This window comes from Aeromonas lacus (genome assembly GCF_000764665.1).
GTDB lineage: Bacteria > Pseudomonadota > Gammaproteobacteria > Enterobacterales > Aeromonadaceae > Aeromonas > Aeromonas lacus.
In genome coordinates this window covers 1-20,022 of the sequence record NZ_JRGM01000139.1, presented here as the reverse complement: position 1 = coordinate 20,022, position 20,022 = coordinate 1, and the positions used below count along the sequence as shown (strand labels likewise).

General features: G+C 55.0%; 18 protein-coding genes and 1 tRNA gene. All 19 read right to left on the bottom strand.

Annotated elements, in window-relative coordinates; translation table 11 throughout:
* Positions 1-145: 145 nt before the first annotated feature.
* The 19 genes from gmhB to LG31_RS0113365 all read right to left on the bottom strand — a co-directional run bounded on the left by gmhB (position 146) and on the right by LG31_RS0113365 (position 19,952).
* Positions 146-688: a D-glycero-beta-D-manno-heptose 1,7-bisphosphate 7-phosphatase gene (gmhB, locus tag LG31_RS0113455; protein ID WP_033114971.1), complete on the bottom strand. Its 543-nt coding sequence runs from the start codon at positions 686-688 to the stop codon at positions 146-148.
* A 111-nt stretch (positions 689-799) separates the two neighbouring features.
* On the bottom strand, positions 800-1,984 hold the full coding sequence (gene tuf, locus LG31_RS0113450) for an elongation factor Tu (RefSeq protein WP_011707694.1): 1,185 nt from the start codon (positions 1,982-1,984) through the stop codon (positions 800-802).
* A gap of 54 nt (positions 1,985-2,038) precedes the next feature.
* Positions 2,039-4,144 (bottom strand): elongation factor G, encoded by a 2,106-nt coding sequence (gene fusA, locus LG31_RS0113445; RefSeq protein ID WP_033114970.1) that lies wholly within the window; start codon positions 4,142-4,144, stop codon positions 2,039-2,041.
* A 75-nt stretch (positions 4,145-4,219) separates the two neighbouring features.
* Positions 4,220-4,690: a 30S ribosomal protein S7 gene (gene rpsG, locus LG31_RS0113440; RefSeq protein ID WP_005339911.1), complete on the bottom strand. Its 471-nt coding sequence runs from the start codon at positions 4,688-4,690 to the stop codon at positions 4,220-4,222.
* Between the two features lie 93 nt (positions 4,691-4,783).
* The gene (rpsL, locus tag LG31_RS20500) at positions 4,784-5,158 is read right to left on the bottom strand and encodes a 30S ribosomal protein S12 (protein WP_005306278.1); all 375 of its coding nucleotides are present in this window, start codon (positions 5,156-5,158) and stop codon (positions 4,784-4,786) included.
* A 182-nt stretch (positions 5,159-5,340) separates the two neighbouring features.
* Positions 5,341-5,619, bottom strand: a complete 279-nt coding sequence (gene tusB / locus LG31_RS0113430) for a sulfurtransferase complex subunit TusB (RefSeq protein WP_033114969.1) — start codon at positions 5,617-5,619, stop codon at positions 5,341-5,343.
* Between the two features lie 7 nt (positions 5,620-5,626).
* On the bottom strand, positions 5,627-5,986 hold the full coding sequence (tusC, locus tag LG31_RS0113425; protein ID WP_033114968.1) for a sulfurtransferase complex subunit TusC: 360 nt from the start codon (positions 5,984-5,986) through the stop codon (positions 5,627-5,629).
* 9 nt (positions 5,987-5,995) lie between these two features.
* Complete coding sequence (tusD, locus tag LG31_RS0113420) at positions 5,996-6,388, bottom strand: sulfurtransferase complex subunit TusD (protein WP_033114967.1); 393 nt, start codon at positions 6,386-6,388, stop codon at positions 5,996-5,998.
* Between the two features lie 85 nt (positions 6,389-6,473).
* Positions 6,474-6,854 (bottom strand): RidA family protein, encoded by a 381-nt coding sequence (locus LG31_RS0113415; RefSeq protein ID WP_033114966.1) that lies wholly within the window; start codon positions 6,852-6,854, stop codon positions 6,474-6,476.
* A 25-nt stretch (positions 6,855-6,879) separates the two neighbouring features.
* Positions 6,880-7,596 (bottom strand): helix-turn-helix transcriptional regulator, encoded by a 717-nt coding sequence (locus LG31_RS0113410; RefSeq protein WP_033114965.1) that lies wholly within the window; start codon positions 7,594-7,596, stop codon positions 6,880-6,882.
* A gap of 194 nt (positions 7,597-7,790) precedes the next feature.
* Positions 7,791-12,095, bottom strand: a complete 4,305-nt coding sequence (gene rpoC / locus LG31_RS0113405; RefSeq protein WP_033114964.1) for a DNA-directed RNA polymerase subunit beta' — start codon at positions 12,093-12,095, stop codon at positions 7,791-7,793.
* Between the two features lie 91 nt (positions 12,096-12,186).
* On the bottom strand, positions 12,187-16,215 hold the full coding sequence (gene rpoB, locus LG31_RS0113400; RefSeq protein ID WP_005341838.1) for a DNA-directed RNA polymerase subunit beta: 4,029 nt from the start codon (positions 16,213-16,215) through the stop codon (positions 12,187-12,189).
* A gap of 224 nt (positions 16,216-16,439) precedes the next feature.
* Complete coding sequence (gene rplL, locus LG31_RS0113395; RefSeq protein ID WP_011707702.1) at positions 16,440-16,805, bottom strand: 50S ribosomal protein L7/L12; 366 nt, start codon at positions 16,803-16,805, stop codon at positions 16,440-16,442.
* A gap of 51 nt (positions 16,806-16,856) precedes the next feature.
* Entirely contained in the window at positions 16,857-17,357 is a 501-nt protein-coding gene (gene rplJ / locus LG31_RS0113390) for a 50S ribosomal protein L10 (RefSeq protein ID WP_005339895.1), read from the bottom strand.
* 256 nt (positions 17,358-17,613) lie between these two features.
* Positions 17,614-18,315, bottom strand: coding sequence for a 50S ribosomal protein L1 (rplA, locus tag LG31_RS0113385; protein WP_005339888.1), 702 nt, complete (start codon positions 18,313-18,315; stop codon positions 17,614-17,616).
* Positions 18,316-18,319: 4 nt separating this feature from the next.
* On the bottom strand, positions 18,320-18,748 hold the full coding sequence (gene rplK / locus LG31_RS0113380; protein WP_033114963.1) for a 50S ribosomal protein L11: 429 nt from the start codon (positions 18,746-18,748) through the stop codon (positions 18,320-18,322).
* A gap of 134 nt (positions 18,749-18,882) precedes the next feature.
* Positions 18,883-19,434, bottom strand: a complete 552-nt coding sequence (gene nusG / locus LG31_RS0113375; protein WP_005306318.1) for a transcription termination/antitermination protein NusG — start codon at positions 19,432-19,434, stop codon at positions 18,883-18,885.
* A gap of 9 nt (positions 19,435-19,443) precedes the next feature.
* A complete protein-coding gene (gene secE / locus LG31_RS0113370; RefSeq protein ID WP_033114962.1) occupies positions 19,444-19,815 on the bottom strand; it encodes a preprotein translocase subunit SecE in 372 nt (123 codons plus the stop codon).
* A gap of 60 nt (positions 19,816-19,875) precedes the next feature.
* A tRNA-Trp gene (locus tag LG31_RS0113365) sits at positions 19,876-19,952 on the bottom strand.
* Between the last annotated feature and the right edge of the window lie 70 nt (positions 19,953-20,022).

The following is a 20,022-nucleotide window of genomic DNA, read 5'->3' as shown; positions in this document are numbered from 1 at the left end:
AGGTTGTTTGCGTTGCCGCTTGCCGTGTCGATGGAGGCGCATTATAGGGAGTGAATTCGTTCTGGCAAGGGGATAATTGCAAAAAGATGGCTTTCGCTGTTCGTTCGCTCACAAAGCCACCAATCAGCATGTTAAACCGGCGAAATCAGCTCACTGCAGGCACCGCGATAGCAAAATCATGCAGATTGTCATAGATAGCATCGGCCAGTGCGTTACCCGCTTCGGTGACCGGCTTACCGGTTCTGACCATGATCTTGTGACCAACCCCGGCATTGATGGCTGCTTTCAGATCGGAAGGCTTGTCACCCACCATATAGGAACGGCTCATGTCGATGTTCAGTTCCTGCTTGGCAAGCAGCAACATTCCCGGTTCCGGCTTGCGGCAGTCACAGGAGGCACCGTGATCCGGATGATGGGGACAGAAGTAGATGCCATCGAGATCCACATCCCGATCAGCCAGCGACCAATCCATCCACTCGGTCAGGTTCATGAAATCATCTTCGGTGAAATAACCGCGGGCAATCCCTGACTGGTTTGTGACAACGACCAGCAGATAGCCCTTCTTTTTGAGGAGCTGCAGGGCGTCTATGACTCCGGGCAGAAAATGGAAGTCATCGACCTGGCTGACATAGCCAGTGTCTTCATTGATGACACCGTCACGATCCAGAAAAATGGCGGGTTTGCTCACGGAAACTACCTCTATCAATGGTTTTGCCCAGTATCTCACAGGGCAGATAAAGCCCAAAAACAAAAGGGGTGGCCGAAGCCACCCCTTTCATGTGTGCATTTAAAGTATCGATTAAGCGATAACTTTAGCTACAACACCAGCACCTACGGTACGGCCACCTTCACGGATAGCGAAACGCAGGCCGTCGTCCATCGCGATCGGCGCAATCAGGGTAACAACCATCTTGATGTTGTCGCCCGGCATTACCATCTCTACGCCTTCCGGCAGTTCGATGGTACCGGTCACGTCGGTAGTACGGAAGTAGAACTGCGGACGGTAGCCTTTGAAGAACGGGGTATGACGACCACCTTCTTCTTTGGACAGTACGTACACTTCAGATTCAAACTTGGTGTGCGGCTTGATGGTGCCCGGCTTGGCCAGTACCTGACCACGCTCTACGTCTTCACGCTTCACGCCACGCAGCAGTGCACCGATGTTCTCGCCTGCACGACCTTCGTCCAGCAGTTTGCGGAACATTTCAACGCCGGTACAGGTGGTCTTGGTGGTATCTTTGATACCTACGATTTCCACTTCTTCACCAACTTTAACGATACCGCGCTCTACACGACCGGTTACTACGGTACCACGGCCAGCGATAGAGAATACGTCTTCGATAGGCATCAGGAACGGCAGGTCGATGGCACGCTCCGGCTCCGGAATGTAGGTGTCCAGGTGGCCAGCCAGTTCCAGGATCTTCTCTTCCCACTGAGCTTCGCCTTCCAGCGCTTTCAGTGCGGAACCACGGACTACCGGCAGGTCATCACCCGGGAAGTCATACTCGGACAGCAGTTCGCGAACTTCCATCTCGACCAGTTCCAGCAGCTCTTCGTCATCTACCATGTCGCACTTGTTCATGAACACGATGATGTACGGAACGCCTACCTGACGACCCAGCAGGATGTGCTCACGAGTCTGCGGCATCGGGCCGTCAGTCGCTGCTACTACCAGGATCGCGCCGTCCATCTGGGCAGCACCGGTGATCATGTTTTTAACGTAGTCGGCGTGACCCGGGCAGTCTACGTGGGCGTAGTGACGGGTAGCGGTGTCGTATTCTACGTGGGAGGTGTTGATGGTGATACCACGCTCACGCTCTTCCGGTGCCTTGTCGATCTGGTCGAAGGCGAAAGCTTTACCACCGAAGTGCTTGGCCAGCACGTTGGTGATAGCTGCAGTCAGGGTGGTTTTACCGTGGTCAACGTGGCCGATGGTACCCACGTTAACGTGCGGTTTATTACGCTCAAATTTTTCTTTAGACACGACGTAGTCCTTCTAGGTTAAACCCGCCTACCGTCGTAGGCGGGGAATCTTAAATTACTTGGATTTGCGCTCTTCGATCACGGCTTGTGCAACGTTGGTCGGTGCATCGTGATACTTGGCGAATTCCATGGCGTAGGAAGCACGACCTTGGGTAGCGGAACGCAGTGCAGTTGCATAACCGAACATTTCGGCCAGCGGCACCAGAGCACGTACGATCTTGCCGGACGGGCCATCTTCCATACCTTCGATCAGGCCACGACGACGGTTCAGGTCACCGATAACGTCGCCCATGTAATCTTCCGGAGTTTCAACTTCTACTTTCATGATCGGTTCGAGCAGAACCGGGTTGGCTTTCATGAAGCCAGCCTTAAAGGCCATGGAAGCAGCGATTTTGAACGCCAGTTCGGAAGAGTCGACATCGTGGTAAGAACCGAAGTGCAGACGCACACCCAGATCCATAACCGGGTAACCAGCCAGCGGACCAGATTTGAGCTGCTCGCGGATACCTTTATCAACACCCGGGATGAATTCACCAGGAATGACACCGCCTTTGATGTCGTTGACGAATTCGTAGGCTTTGCCTTCTTCCAGCGGGTACATGTCGATCACAACGTGACCGTACTGACCACGACCACCGGACTGCTTGGCGTGCTTACCTTCGATATCCTTGACGGTGTTACGAATGGTTTCACGGTAGGCAACCTGCGGCTTACCTACGTTCGCTTCTACCTTGAACTCGCGACGCATACGGTCAACGATGATGTCCAGGTGCAGCTCACCCATACCGGCGATGATGGTTTGACCTGACTCTTCGTCAGTCCATACGCGGAAGGACGGATCTTCCTGAGCCAGACGGCCCAGAGCCAGACCCATCTTCTCTTGGTCAGCCTTGGTTTTCGGCTCAACCGCGATAGAAATTACCGGCTCCGGGAATTCCATACGCTCGAGGATGATCGGTGCGTTCGGGTCACACAGGGTGTCACCAGTGGTCACGTCTTTCAGACCGATAGCAGCAGCGATGTCACCAGCGCGTACTTCTTTGATCTCTTCACGCTTGTTGGCATGCATCTGAACGATACGACCAAAACGCTCGCGCTTGTCCTTGACGGAGTTCAGCACGGTGTCACCGGAGTTGATTACGCCAGAGTAGACACGGAAGAAGGTCAGGTTACCAACGAACGGGTCGGTAGCGATCTTGAACGCCAGAGCAGAGAACGGCTCGTCATCGGAAGCGTGACGCTCGTCTTTGGTCTCGCCGTCCATTTTCAGGCCGTCGATAGCAGCAACGTCAGTCGGAGCCGGCAGATACTCGATCACGGCATCCAGCATTGCCTGTACGCCCTTGTTCTTGAATGCGGAGCCACAGGTTACCAGGATGATCTCGTTGTTCAGCACGCGCTGACGCAGAGCACCTTTGATCTCTTCCTCGGTCAGCTCTTCGCCGCCCAGGTATTTTTCCATCAGGTCTTCAGACGCTTCAGCAGCGGCTTCAACCAGATTCATGCGCATTTCTTGCGCCTGTTCCAGCAGCTCGGCCGGGACGTCTTCGTAATCGAAGGATACGCCCTGATCAGCTTCATTCCAGTTGATGGCCTTCATCTTGACCAAGTCAACAACGCCCTTGAAGTTCTCTTCAGAGCCGATGTTCAGCTGAAGGGGAACCGGAACGCCTTTCAGACGGGTCTTGATGTGCTCAACGCAGCGCAGGAAGTTGGCACCGGTACGGTCCATCTTGTTGACGAACGCGATACGGGGAACCTTGTACTTGTTAGCCTGACGCCATACGGTTTCAGACTGTGGCTGTACGCCACCTACGGCACAGTACACCATCACGGCACCGTCCAGAACACGCATTGAACGCTCTACTTCGATAGTAAAGTCAACGTGGCCGGGGGTATCGATGATGTTGATACGGTGCGGTTGGAACTGTTTACCCATACCGGACCAGAAAGCAGTGGTCGCGGCGGAGGTGATGGTGATACCACGCTCTTGTTCCTGTTCCATCCAGTCCATGGTGGCAGCGCCATCGTGAACTTCACCGATCTTGTGACTTACACCGGTGTAAAACAGTACACGCTCGGTAGTAGTAGTCTTACCGGCGTCAATGTGAGCGGAGATACCGATGTTACGATAACGCTCAATGGGGGTTGTACGAGCCATTGTCATCCTCTTACTAAGGCGCTTGTCCCTAGATAATTAAAGGTGCGCAGAGCCAAAAGACCCTGCGCAAGCGGATTACCAGCGGAAGTGAGCGAAGGCTTTGTTCGCTTCAGCCATACGGTGAACGTCTTCACGTTTCTTGACAGACGAACCCTTATTGTCAGCGGCATCCAGCAGCTCGCCAGCCAGACGCTGAGCCATTGATTTTTCACCACGTTTACGAGCGGCATCAACCAACCAGCGCATTGCCAGAGCATTGCGACGTACCGGACGAACTTCTACCGGCACCTGATAGGTTGCACCACCGACGCGACGAGATTTAACCTCGACCGCCGGACGAATGTTATCCAGAGCTTCTTCGAATACGGCCAGGTGCTCTTTGCCAGATTTGGTGGCAATGATGTCCAGGGCGCCATAAACAATGGCTTCTGCAACAGATTTCTTACCGTCAACCATTACTACGTTGACAAATTTAGCCAGCAGCTCTGATCCGAACTTGGGATCTGGCAGGATTTTACGCTGACCAACAACACGACGTCTTGGCATTTCAAATTCTCCGTAACTTCAGGGATTACCCAAAACTAGAAAGCTATCTAACTAGAAACGAATTAACGTTTGGCCTTACTTAACGGAGAACCATTAAGCTTTAGGACGCTTCACGCCATACTTGGAGCGAGCCTGCTTACGGTCTTTAACACCGGCACAGTCCAACGCACCACGAACGGTGTGATAACGAACACCTGGCAAGTCTTTTACACGACCGCCACGGATCAGAACAACAGAGTGCTCTTGCAGGTTGTGACCTTCACCACCGATGTAGGAGGTGACTTCGAAGCCGTTGGTCAGACGTACACGGCACACTTTACGCAGTGCAGAGTTAGGCTTCTTCGGGGTGGTGGTATATACACGAGTGCATACGCCACGCTTCTGAGGGCACGCTTCCAGCGCCGGCACGTTGCTTTTCACAACGAGCTTGATGCGTGGCTTGCGAACCAACTGGTTAATAGTTGCCATCAAAAGGCTCCTGATAATGACTTCATAAACGTGTGGAAAATCCTCCCCGCATATACGGGGACGCGAAATTTTATGCCCTGTTGTCTGGGGAGTCAAGATTTATACAGTTTGTGGCATGGAAGGGCAAATCGGATCCGCATGAATTTTCCATAATTCGTTGAATTAACGTGAAAATATGGAAATCATCCAGCCCAAGTTCTGGGGGAGCCTTTTTGTGCAATCAGCTCGACTAGACCGGCCATATCCAGCAAATCTCCCACTTGATGACGCAAACCACGCGCCTGCAGATCCTCTGTCATGACGTGTAGCGGGATCCCTGTCAGTTGTTCGCACCACTGCGGCGCACAGGCCGCAATGACGGCATCCTGCATCAGCACCAGTTCATCGCCAGATTGCAGGTATGACAGTGCCTGAGCCAGCGCCTGGCTCTGGAAAGGGGAATTCAAGATCAGATGCAACATAGGGACCTCAGAAGCTGATGTGCGTCGCGCATTGTGACCACTGGTTGGCCATCTCTGCCCGCGGCAGGCTTTCGACGGGGATCAGCAGATCCTCGACCGTCACGCCGCGCTCGGCCAGCGAGTCGGCGCAGACGTAAACCTCCTCGATGTCATAGAGTTCGAGCATCTTGAAGGTTGGCGCATAGTGGCGCTGCAAGATGGTCTGCGGATGCTGCTCCTTGAGCAGTTGCAGCACGCCGTCACCAATCAGGAAGAGTGCCACTTCATCGGTCATGGCCGAGGTAGCCAGCAGGGCATCCAGCCCCTCCCGACCGGCAGCGTGGCCATGGGGGCCACGACTGCAGATAAATGCGATTTTCTTGCTCATGGTCACTCCCTAGAACTGAACCAGCCGATCGGCGGTCAGGGCTGCTTCCGCCAGCTGGCCAAGCCCGCTCAGGCAAAATGGCGCTTGCAGATTGAAGTATGCCTGCCCTGCTCCCTTGGCCTCCTGTTCATCGACCACCCCGCGCCGCATGGCGGCGGCGACGCAGACATCGATACGGATCCCCTGCTCCTCTGCCAGCTCTCGCCACAGGCGCACCAGGTCGGTCTCATCGGAAGCGGGAAGATGCAGACCGTTGGCGTTGCAGACCCCCTCCTGATAGAAAAAGAGATGAGAGAGGCTATGACCCTGAGCCAACAGGCTACGGGCAAAGCGGTAGGCGGTGCTGGCGGACTGGGTGCCATAGGCAGGCCCGGTCACCAGCAGGGCAAAACTCAGACTCATAACAAGGCTCCTGTGCTGATGCCTGTCCATTTTACGCCAAAAACAAAAAAGCCCCTGCCATGAGGGGCTTTTTTGCAGTTGGCGATCAGAGGTGGGCGATGGCCTCAACCTCGACCAGCACATCTTTCGGCAGACGGGCCACTTCCACGCAGGAGCGGGCCGGTGCGGCATCACCAAAGTAACGGGCATAGACCTGATTGAAGGCTACGAAGTCGTTCATGTCGCTCAGGAAGCAGGTGGTTTTCACTACCTTGCCAGCATCGGCACCGGCAGCCTGCAATACGGCGATCAGGTTCTTCATTACCTGCTCGGCCTGAGCTTCGATGCCACCGGCAACGATCTCCATGGTGGCAGGATCAAGCGGGATCTGCCCGGAGGTGAAGATCATCTCGCCTACCTTGGTCGCCTGAACATAAGGACCAATGGCGGCAGGCGCCTTGTCGGTTGCAATCACTTCTTTAGCCATTCATCTATCCCCTTATGGAATTGAGTTACTCGTTTTCGTCTTCACCCTGCTTGCGCTGTCGGATGTAGAGATAAACGGTATGTTTCGAAATATTGAGTTTGTCCGCCACCATGTTGATGGAGTCCTTGATGTCAAAAATGCCCTTCTCAAACAATTGAGTAACGATGAAGCGGTTTTTGGCATTGTTGGCCACAGTGGGATCGCGGTTGATCTCGTCGATGGTATTGTCCACGGTCTGGGCAACAAGCTCTTCGACACTGTTGGCAAAGGTCTCTGGTGACTGGCGCGCCGCCTGCTGGGGCGTCGGGAAAAATTCGGCCACGAATTCGTGGAAAGGTGCATTGATATGCAGGTTGATGCAGATAAGACCGATCACCTGGCGTTCACTGTTCCTGATGGCGATGGTGCTCGACTTCATCAGGGCGCCGGTGCGGCTGCGAGCAAAATAGCTCTGGGTATAATCCTGGCCGGTGCTCTCGATATCCTTGAGCATCCGCAGTGCCAGATCGGTGATGGGCGCCCCGAGGGTGCGTCCGGTGTTAAAGCCGTTGGCGATCTTGATCACCGACTCATGCAGATTTTCCAGGGAGTGGAGCACCACTTCACAATGCTTGCCGAACAGCTCGGCCAAGCCGTCGATGAGCCCATCGTATGAGCGCAACAATTCCCTGTCTTCATCTGTAAAAGTGCGGCTGATCAGCTGTTCTTCGGGAAGCATGGCTTCCTCGATACCGACAGTCATGTTCTACCCCTGTAATAACCATTCAACTTTGCCGAGTGTCAAATCGCAGGAGAGCAAAGTCAACTTTTTTTGATTTTTTACTCTACAACTTTGCTCTGGATCATCCTGAAACCCGCGTGGCGTCAGCCTTTGCCGATCAAATGGCCAACAAAAAGGGCTCCCTGAAGGAGCCCTTTTTAATCACGGTTGACGAGTTACTCTTCGTCGAAGCTACCGGCAGCGTTCAGCAGATCCGCCAGGTTCTGCTCAGCTTCATCTGCGGTCACCTGCGGGGTGCCAACAGCACGAGCTGCAGCAGCGCGCTGGTTGATCCGGCTGTGGTGGTAGGCAAAGCCGGTACCAGCCGGGATCAGACGACCCACGATGACGTTCTCTTTCAGGCCACGCAGTTCGTCACGCTTGCCACCAACGGCGGCTTCGGTCAGAACGCGAGTGGTTTCCTGGAAGGAAGCCGCGGAGATGAAGGACTCGGTGCTCAGAGATGCCTTGGTAATACCCATCAGAACATGACGGTAGGTCGCAGGGGTCTTGCCCTCGGCAACCAGCTTACGGTTGGCAATCTTCACGCGAGCCACTTCAACCTGTTCGCCTTCGATCAGATCGGTGTCGCCAGCAGTCAGGATCTCGCACTTGCGCAGCATCTGACGAACGATGACTTCGATGTGCTTGTCGTTGATCTTAACGCCTTGCAGGCGGTAAACGTCCTGCACTTCGTTGGCGATGTAGTTGGCGACCGGGCTGATACCGCGCAGACGCAGGATGTCGTGAGCAGACTCAGGACCGTCCGCCAGCACTTCACCCTTCTCAACTTTTTCACCTTCGAACACGTTCAGGTTACGCCACTTCGGAATCATCTCCTCGTAGACGTTGCCACCATCGGTCGGGGTGATGACCAGACGGCGCTTGCCTTTGGTCTCTTTCCCGAAGGAGATGGTACCGGAGATCTCGGCCAGAATAGCCGGTTCTTTCGGTTGACGTGCTTCGAACAGATCCGCAACGCGCGGCAGACCACCGGTGATGTCCTTGGTACCGCCGGACTCTTGCGGGATACGCGCAACCGCGTCACCCACGCCCACGTTGGCACCATCTTCCAAGTTCACGATCGCCTTGCCCGGCAGGAAGTACTGGGCGGCTACATCGGTACCCGGGATCATCACGTCGTTGCCGTTCAGGTCGACCAGTTTAACGGTCGGACGCATCTCTTTACCGGCGCTCGGACGCTCGTTGACGTCCAGCACGACGATAGAGGAGAGACCGGTCAGCTCGTCGGTCTGACGAGTGATGGTCACGCCATCGATCATGTGTTCGAAGTGCAGACGACCTGCCACTTCGGTGATGATCGGGTGAGTGTGCGGATCCCAGTTAGCAACGGTTTCGCCAGCATTCACTGCCTGGCCGTCCTTCACTTCCAGCACGGAACCGTAAGGCAGCTTGTGGCTTTCCTTGGTACGGCCCATGTCGTCCATGATGGTCAGTTCGGTAGAACGGGAGGTGATAACCAGTTTGTCATCGCTGTTATGAACGAACTTGGCGTTCTGCAGCTTGATGCTACCGGTGTTCTTCACCTGGATGCTGCTCTCTGCTGCGGCACGAGATGCGGCACCACCGATGTGGAACGTACGCATTGTCAGCTGGGTACCCGGTTCACCGATGGACTGGGCGGCGATAACACCGACAGCCTCACCCTTGTTAACCAGGTGACCACGGGCCAGATCACGGCCGTAGCAGTGAGCACAGTTACCGAAGTCAGTTTCACAGGTGATGGCAGAACGTACCTTCACACGGTCAACGGAGTTGCGTTCCAGCAGGTCACACAGCTGCTCGTCGAGTAGGGTGTTGCGAGCAACCAGGATCTCGTCCTCGGTACCCGGCTTGATGACATCTTCTGCCACCACACGACCCAGCACGCGCTCACGCAGCGGCTCGACCACGTCGCCACCCTCGATCAGCGGAGTCATCCACAGACCTTCGGTAGTGCCGCAATCGTCCTCGGTGATCACCATGTCCTGCGCCACGTCTACCAGACGACGAGTCAGGTAACCGGAGTTCGCAGTCTTCAGTGCAGTATCCGCCAGACCCTTACGAGCACCGTGGGTAGAGATAAAGTACTGCAGTACGTTCAGACCTTCGCGGAAGTTCGCGATGATCGGGGTCTCGATGATGGAGCCATCCGGCTTGGCCATCAGGCCACGCATACCGGCCAGCTGACGGATCTGGGCTGCGGAACCCCGCGCACCAGAGTCGGCCATCATAAAGATGCTGTTGAACGAGGCCTGCTCTTCTTCATCACCCAGCGAGTTGACGTTACGCTCTTTGGACAAGTTCTCCATCATGGCCTTGGAGACGCGCTCGTTGGCGCTGGCCCAGATATCGATAACCTTGTTGTAACGTTCGCCCGCGGTTACCAGACCGGACAGGAACTGATCCTGGATCTCGGCAACTTCGGCTTCGGCAGAAGCAATGATCTCTTTCTTGGCATCCGGGATGACCATGTCATCGATACCAACGGAAGCACCGGACAGCGCCGCGTAGTGGAAACCGGTATACATCAGCTGGTCAGCAAAGATAACGGTGTCCTTCAGCCCCTGCTTGCGATAGCAGGTGTTCAGCAGACGGGAGATGAGCTTTTTGCCCAGCGCCTTGTTGGATACGGACTTGATCCAGTTCTGCGGATTGGCGTCCAGATCGGCCTGCTCGGCAGCAGTCAGCACCTTCGGCTCGTCGATCAGGGCGTATTCCATGCCTTTCGGCAGGATCAGGCTCAGGATCGCACGACCAACGGTGGTGTTCTTCATCTCGGTCTTGGCAACCAGTTCACCGGCTTCGTTCTTCACGTACTCGGTGATGCGGCACTTGACGCGAGCATGCAGGTCGGCCAGACCGGCACGGTACACTTTCTCGGCCTCTTTCGGGCCGGACAGCACCATACCTTCACCCTTCGCATTGATGCGGGCACGGGTCATGTAGTACAGACCCAAGACCACGTCCTGAGAAGGAACGATGATCGGCTCACCGGATGCAGGCGACAGGATGTTGTTGGTAGACATCATCAGCGCACGCGCTTCCAGCTGGGCTTCCAGGGTCAGCGGTACGTGAACAGCCATCTGGTCACCGTCGAAGTCCGCGTTATACGCAGCACAAACGAGCGGGTGCAGCTGGATTGCCTTGCCTTCGACCAGAGTCGGTTCGAATGCCTGGATACCCAGACGGTGCAGAGTCGGTGCACGGTTCAGCAGAACCGGGTGTTCGCGGATAACTTCGTCCAGGATATCCCAAACGACAGCTTCTTCGCGCTCCACCATCTTCTTGGCGGCCTTGATAGTGGTCGCCAGACCGCGGGTTTCCAGCTTGCCATAGATGAACGGCTTGAACAGTTCCAGAGCCATCTTCTTCGGCAGACCGCACTGATGCAGACGCAGAGTCGGGCCTACGGTGATAACGGAACGACCGGAGTAGTCGACACGCTTACCGAGCAGGTTCTGACGGAAACGACCCTGCTTACCCTTGATCATGTCGGCCAGGGATTTCAGCGGGCGCTTGTTGGAACCGGTGATGGCACGACCGCGACGGCCGTTATCCAGCAGCGCATCGACGGACTCTTGCAGCATGCGCTTTTCGTTGCGCACGATGATGTCCGGAGCAGCCAGATCCAGCAGACGCTTCAAGCGGTTGTTACGGTTGATCACGCGACGGTACAGATCGTTCAGATCGGAAGTCGCGAAACGACCGCCGTCCAGCGGTACCAGCGGACGCAGGTCCGGCGGCAGCACAGGCAGCACTGTCATGATCATCCACTCCGGCTTGTTGCCGGACTGCAGGAAAGCTTCCATCAGCTTCAGACGCTTGGTGGTCTTCTTGCGCTTGGTCTCGGAGTTGGTCTGATCCAGCTCCTCACGCATCGCTTTGACTTCACCTTCCAGATCGATGGCGCGCAGCAATGCCAGGATTGCTTCGGCACCCATCTTGGCGTCAAATTCGTCGCCCCACTCTTCCAGCGCATCCAGGTACTGCTCTTCAGAGAGCATCTGGCTGCGTTCGAGGTTGGTCATGCCCGGCTCGATAACTACGAAAGATTCGAAGTAGAGCACGCGCTCGATGTCGCGCAGGGTCATGTCCAGCAGCAGACCGATACGGGACGGCAGGGACTTCAGGAACCAGATGTGGGCAGTCGGGCTGGCCAGCTCGATGTGGCCCATACGCTCACGACGGACCTTGGTCTGGGTCACTTCAACGCCGCACTTCTCACAGATCACACCACGGTGTTTCAGGCGCTTGTACTTGCCGCACAGACACTCGTAGTCCTTCACCGGTCCGAAGATACGGGCGCAGAACAGACCATCACGCTCCGGCTTGAAAGTCCGGTAGTTGATGGTCTCAGGCTTTTTGACCTCACCGAATGACCAGGAGCGGATCATGTCAGGAGAGGCCAGACCGATCTTGATACTGTCAAACTCTTCGGTCTTGGTCTGAGCCTTCAAAAACTTGAGTAAGTCTTTCACGTGTTTCCCCTGTCAGGAGTCTAACCTCGGCGCCCCGGCTGCCAAAACAGCGGGGCGCCCACGTCAATTCTCGAACAATAAGAGCGAGCTCTTACTCTTCGTCCAGCTCGATGTTGATACCCAGAGAGCGGATTTCCTTCAGCAATACGTTGAAGGATTCGGGCATGCCCGGCTCCATACGGTGGTCGCCATCCACGATGTTCTTGTACATCTTGGTACGGCCATTCACATCGTCAGACTTGACGGTCAGCATCTCCTGCAAGGTATATGCCGCACCGTAAGCCTCCAGGGCCCACACTTCCATCTCACCGAAACGCTGACCACCGAACTGAGCCTTACCACCCAGCGGCTGCTGGGTAACCAGGCTGTAAGAACCGGTAGAACGCGCGTGCATCTTGTCGTCGACCAAGTGGTTCAGCTTGAGCATGTACATGTAACCAACGGTTACTTTACGCTCGAAGCGGTTACCGGTACGGCCATCGAACAGATCAATCTGACCGGATTCCGGCAGATCGGCCAGCTTCAGCAGGGCTTTGATTTCGCGCTCTTTGGCACCATCAAAGACCGGTGTAGCAACTGGCAGACCCTTACGCAGGTTACCCACCAGGGTACGTACGTCGTCGTCAGACAGTTCGGCGATGTTCACTTGCTGGGTGTCCTTCTCGCCCAGGTCATAGACCTGTTGCAGGAAGTTGCGCATCTCGTGCAGCTCGCGCTGCTCTTTGACCATCCGATCGATCTTCTCGCCGATACCCTTGGCCGCAAGGCCTAGGTGCACTTCGAGGATCTGACCGATGTTCATACGAGACGGTACGCCCAACGGGTTCAGTACGATGTCGACCGGACGGCCGAACTCGTCATGAGGCATATCCTCGACCGGGCAGATCTTGGAGATAACACCCTTGTTACCGTGACGGCCCGCCATCTTGTCACCCGGCTGGATGCGACGCTTGACTGCCAGATAAACCTTGACGATTTTCAGTACGCCCGGCGCCAGATCATCACCCTGGATAATCTTGCGACGCTTGTTCTCGAACTTCTTGTCGAACTCGGCTTTCAGCTCAACGTGCTGTTCAGCGATCTGCTCCAGTTCGGTCTGCTTGGCTTCATCTTCGATGGCCAGTTCAAACCACTTGGAACGCTCCAGCTTGTTCAGACGATCTTCGCTGTAACCGGCAGCCAGCAGCAGGTTGCGGGAGCGGCCGAAAATGCCGTCTTCCAGGATCTTGAACTCTTCGGTCAAGTCCTTCTTCGCTTCCTTCAGCTGCATCTCTTCGATTTCTTTGGCGCGCTTGTCTTTTTCCACGCCATCGCGGGTAAAGACTTGCACGTCAACTACGGTACCGTACACACCGTTCGGTACACGCAGGGAAGAGTCCTTCACGTCGGATGCCTTCTCACCGAAGATGGCGCGCAGCAGCTTCTCTTCCGGCGTCAGCTGGGTTTCACCTTTCGGCGTTACCTTACCAACCAGAATGTCGCCGCCCTTCACTTCGGCACCCACGTAGACGATACCGGACTCGTCCAGCTTGGACAGAGCGGCTTCACCCACGTTCGGGATGTCAGCAGTGATCTCTTCCGGACCCAGCTTGGTGTCACGGGAGATACAGGCCAGTTCCTGGATATGGATGGTGGTCAGGCGATCTTCCTGAACAACACGCTCGTTCACCAAGATCGAGTCTTCGAAGTTGTAACCGTTCCACGGCATGAACGCGACGCGCATGTTCTGACCCAGAGCCAGTTCACCCAGATCGGTGGACGGGCCGTCAGCCAGTACGTCGCCAGCCATGACCGGCTCACCCAACATCACGCAAGGACGCTGGTTGATACAGGTGTTCTGATTGGAACGGGTGTATTTGGTCAGGTTGTAGATGTCGATACCGGCTTCGCCTGGCATCAGCTCATCTTCATTTACCTTGATAACGATACGGGAGGCATCGACGTAGTCGATCATGCCGCCACGCTTGGCAACTACGGTTACACCGGAGTCAACGGCCACAGCGCGTTCCATACCGGTACCTACCAGCGGCTTGTCAGCGCGCAGGGTCGGTACAGCCTGACGTTGCATGTTTGAACCCATCAATGCGCGGTTCGCGTCATCGTGTTCCAGGAACGGGATCAGGGCCGCTGCCACAGATACGATCTGCTGCGGGCTCACGTCCATATACTGGATCTGGTCGGCATTCATAAAGGTGGATTCACCTTTGTGACGGCACGGGATCAATTCATCTTTCAGACGGCCATCTTCGGTGGTCGCGGCGTTAGCCTGTGCGATCACGTACTTGCCTTCTTCAATAGCAGACAGATAGTCCACTTCGTCGGTGATCACACCGTCAATGACCTTGCGGTACGGAGTCTCGAGGAAACCGTACTCGTTGGTACGAGAGTACACGGACAGGGAGTTGATCAGACCGATGTTCGGACCTTCAGGAGTCTCGATCGGACACAGACGACCGTAGTGGGTCGGGTGTACGTCTCGGACTTCAAAGCCGGCACGCTCACGAGTCAAACCGCCCGGGCCCAGCGCAGAGATACGGCGCTTGTGGGTTACTTCGGACAGCGGGTTGTTCTGGTCCATAAACTGGGACAGCTGGCTGGAACCAAAGAACTCTTTGACTGCGGCGGAGATCGGCTTGGCGTTGATCAGATCCTGCGGCATCAGGGTGTCCAGGTCGCCCAGGGAGAGACGCTCCTTGACCGCACGCTCGACACGCACCAGACCGACGCGGAACTGGTTTTCAGCCATTTCACCGACAGAACGGATACGACGGTTACCCAGGTGGTCGATATCGTCCACTTCGTCGTTACCGTTACGGATGTCGATCAGGCGCTTCATCACATCGACGATGTCGTCTTTGGTCAGTACGCCAGCACCAGTCTCGTCTTCACGACCCAGACGGCGGTTGAACTTCATCCGACCTACGGTAGACAGGTCGTAACGTTCGGCAGAGAAGAACAGGTTTTCGAACAGCTGCTCTGCTGCTTCACGTGTCGGCGGCTCGCCCGGACGCATCATGCGGTAGATTTCTACCAGCGCTTCCAGACGGTTGGTGCTGGAATCGACGCGCAGGGTCTCGGACATGTAGGCACCGTGATCCAGTTCGTTGGTGAACAGAACCTCGAAATGCTTGAAGCCGGCCTGGGACAGGTTGGCAATCGCTTCCAGACTCAGAGCCTGGTTGGCTGCCACTACCAGTTCGCCAGTTTGCGGATGTGCGTAGTCCTTGGCAGCAACTTTGCCAACAACGTACTCAACCGGTACCTCAATCTGGGTAACGGCATCTTTTTCCAGCTGACGGATGTGACGGGCAGTCACACGACGACCGGTTTCAACAACCACGGCACCATTGGCCACGATGTCGAAGGTCGCAGTTTCGCCACGCAGGCGCTCCGGCACCAGATCCATCATCAACTTGCCATCTTTGACCTCGAAACCGATGGTTTCGAAGAAGGTGGCCAAGATCTCTTCGGAAGTGAAGTCCAGGGCGCGCAGAATGATGGATGCCGGCAGTTTGCGACGACGGTCGATACGGACAAACAGGTTGTCTTTCGCATCGAACTCGAAGTCCAGCCAGGAGCCACGGTAGGGGATAACTCGAGCGTTATACAGCACCTTACCGGATGAATGTGTTTTGCCTTTATCGTGGTCGAAGAAGACGCCCGGGCTGCGGTGCAGCTGGGAAACGATAACCCGCTCGGTACCATTGATAACAAAGGTGCCGTTCTCGGTCATGAGCGGAATTTCGCCCATGTATACTTCTTGTTCCTTGATGTCTTTGACGGTGCCGGCAGCTGCTTCACGGTCGTACAGAACCATACGAAGCTTGACACGCAGCGGCGCGGAGTAGGTCACTCCACGGATCTGGCATTCTTTTACGTCAAATACCGGCTCACCCAGGCGATAGCTGACATACTGAAGCTCAGCACTACCGGAGTAACTGGTGATCGGGAAAACGCTACGGAAAGCGGCCTCTAGGCCATATTCACCTTCCGGGTCAGCCTCGATGAACTGCTTGAAGGAGTCCAGCTGAATGGACAACAGATAAGGCGTGTCCAGTACCTGGTCTCGCTTACCGAAGTCCTTACGAATGCGTTTTTTTTCGGTATAAGAGTAAACCATAGGGTTCCTCAGCTCGCTGATAAGTGACCCACTCTGTCCCGCGGGACAGCTCTGTCTCAACACCGTTTTGTGTTGGCCCGGACGAAAGAAGACAGTCCGGATTGCTGGTGCACCGAGAGTCGTAAACGGTGTGAAATGCTCTCAGTCTACAGCGCAAAAAGGCTGGTGAACAAAAATTCACCAGCCCTAGCCTGTTTTATCAGGCTAATCTACATAAATGCAGATTATTTGATCTCAACAGAAGCACCGGCAGCTTCCAGCTCTTTCTTCAGAGCTTCAGCTTCGTCTTTGGAGACGGCTTCTTTCAGGTTAGCCGGAGCAGCTTCTACCAGATCTTTGGCTTCTTTCAGGCCCAGACCGGTAGCGCCACGAACGGCTTTGATAACGGCAACTTTGTTAGCACCGGCAGCAGTCAGAACTACGTCGAACTCGGTCTTCTCTTCTACTGCTTCAGCAGCAGCCGGGCCAGCCATTACGGCAGCAGCGGCAGAAACACCGAACTTCTCTTCCATAGCTTCGATCAGCTCAACAACTTCCATTACGGACATGGAAGCAACGGCTTCGATGATTTGGTCTTTAGTGATAGACATGACAAAAATTCCTGATGTTGAATAAACTCAAACAGCCTAGATAGGCGAGAATCAAGCAGCAGCTTGTTTCTGGTCGCGAACAGCAGCGATAGTACGAACCAGCTTGCCAGCAGAGGCTTCCTTCATGGTAGCCATCAACTTCGCAATTGCTTCTTCGTAAGTCGGCAGCGTGGCCAGACGATCAATTTGTGCTGCGGCGATAAACTCACCGTTAAAAGCGCCAGCCTTGATTTCGAACTTTTGGTTCGCTTTGGCAAACTCTTTGAACAGACGAGCAGCAGCGCCCGGGTGTTCGTTAGAGAAAGCAATCAAGGTAGGACCGGTAAATGCGTCGTTCAGGCACTCGTATTCGGTACCTTCTACCGCGCGACGCAGCAGGGTGTTACGCACAACGCGCATGTACACACCGGCTTCACGAGCGGTTTTACGCAGGACGGTCATCTTGTCTACAGTTACACCGCGAGAATCGGCAACAACTGCAGAAAGAGCGCCTTTGGCAGCTTCGTTGACTTCAGCAACAATTGCCTTTTTGTCTTCGAGTCCCAATGCCATTGGCTTAACTCCTGGATTGAATCCGGGTCAAATGACCCAGTACTGACACATCCCCCCTACCTTTACAACAGAGGGGAACGATGCGGTAGCAGGATTCCAGAAGAGAAAGAATCTTTCTCGCTGGGTTTCCGGCACCGTCTACGCAGGAAATATTAAGGCTTTGCAGCCTCCTGCGGTCTTGGACGGAGGTCGAAACCCCCAACCAATCAAGGCGCAAAATTATAGATTAAATTTTGCGCCTTGTAAAACCCATCAATTAGGCCTGAGCTTCCAGAGAAGCTTGGTCTACGGCAACACCGGCACCCATGGTGGTGGAGATGCTGACTTTCTTGATGAATTGACCTTTGGCGGAAGAGGGCTTGCCTTTTTTCAGGGCAACCAGCAGAGCTTCCAAGTTTTCTTTCAGCTGAACTTCGTTGAAAGAAACCTTACCCAGAGTGGTATGGATGATACCATTCTTGTCGTTACGGTAACGAACCTGACCAGCCTTGGCGTTCTTGACGGCTTCAGCAACGTTAGGAGTTACAGTACCAACTTTCGGGTTCGGCATCAGGCCACGCGGGCCCAGGATTTGACCCAGTTGACCAACAACGCGCATGGCATCCGGGGATGCGATAACTACGTCGAAGTTCATCTCGCCTTTCTTAACCAGATCGGCCAGGTCATCCATACCTACCAGGTCAGCACCGGCAGCTTTAGCAGCTTCGGCGTTGGCACCTTGGGTAAATACGGCAACGCGAACGTCACGACCGGTACCGTGCGGCAGTACAGTTGCACCACGTACGTTCTGGTCAGATTTACGAGCGTCGATACCCAGGTTGACAGCAACGTCAACGCTTTCAACGAACTTGGCGGTAGCCAGTTCTTTCAGCAGGGCAATGGCTTCGTTGATGGAGTACTCTTTGGTACCGTCAACTTTTTCGCGAATAACGCGCATACGCTTGGACAGTTTAGCCATTGTCTTACTCCTCCACTACCAGACCCATGGAACGAGCGGAGCCGGCGATGCAACGTACTTTTGCATCCAGATCGGCACCGGTCATATCCGGCTCTTTGGTCTTGGCGATTTCTTGCAGCTGGGCAACGGTCACCTTACCAACCTTGTCTTTGTTCGGCTTGGAAGAACCAGACTTGATGCCAGCAGCTTTCTTCAGCAGGAAGGAAGCAGGCGGAGTCTTGGTTTCGAAGGTGAAGGAACGGTCGCTGTAAACGGTGATCACGACCGGAGTCGGTGAACCTTTTTCCAGCTTCTCTGTACGAGCGTTGAACGCCTTACAGAATTCCATGATGTTCACACCGTGTTGACCCAGTGCAGGACCAACGGGAGGAGACGGGTTGGCTGCACCAGCAGCAACCTGCAGCTTGATATAAGCTGTGACTTTCTTAGCCATTAGGAAATTACCTCAAAAATGGGTTCTAGCGCCTCGGAGACATGCTCCTGCAAACGGCTCCCCAACTAATAAAGGGGCAGCGAATTATAGAGATATTCGCTGCCCCTGACAACTGTTGAGTGAACAGAAATCAATCAGCCCTTTTCGACCTGACCAAAATCCAACTCAACCGGAGTAGAACGACCGAAGATCAGTACAGAGACCTTCACACGGCTCTTCTCGTAATCCACCTCTTCAACGGTACCGTTGAAGTCGGCAAACGGACCATCGGCAACCCGCACCATTTCACCCGGTTCAAACAGGGTTTTCGGACGCGGCTTGTCGTGGGCATCCTGCAGACGGTTCAGGATGGCATCGGCCTCTTTGTCGGAGATCGGTGCCGGACGGTCGGAGGTACCGCCGATGAAGCCCATTACACGCGGTACGTTGCGTACCAAGTGCCATGTTGTTTCATCCATGATCATCTGGACCAGGACATAACCCGGGAAAAACTTGCGCTCACTCTTGCGCTTCTGGCCTGCACGCATCTCGACCACTTCTTCGGTCGGGACCAGTACTTCACCGAACATGTCTTCCATGCCATGCATCTTGATATGTTCACGCAGGGATTTGGCAACACGGCCTTCGTAGCCGGAAAACGCCTGCACGACATACCATCTCATACGCTGTTCACGTTGTTCAGTCATGGCTTATCCTTACACACCGGTAATCAGGTTGACCAACCAGACCAAGGCGCCGTCCAGAACGAACAGCAGCAGCCCCATCACGGCGGTCACCGCCAGCACAATCAGGGTTGTCTGAATGGCTTCCTGACGGGTTGGCCATACGACCTTGCGGACTTCCAGGCGAGACTCACGGGCGAATGCCAGCGTAGCCTTTCCCTTGGTGGTTTGCAGGGCTACTGCACCAGCAGCAGCGACGACAACGACCACACCCAGGGCGCGGACGGCAGCGACAACATCGTTGAGCAGGTAATTACCCACTACAGCAGCCGCCAGGATAATGAAAACCAGGCCCCAAAGCAGGGTATCCTTGCTTCCGCCCTGGCTCTCAGAACTAACACTCATACAACCCACCTGTATCTGACGTAACCAAAGACACAAAAGCCCCGTACGAGACGAGGTATATGGCAGGGGCGGCAGGACTCGAACCCGCAACCATCGGTTTTGGAGACCGCTGTTCTACCAATTCGAACTACGCCCCTGCATAAGAAAGCCCCTATTATAGGGGCTTTGCTTTATTTATGTAAGCCAAAGATTAAGCGATAACTTTAG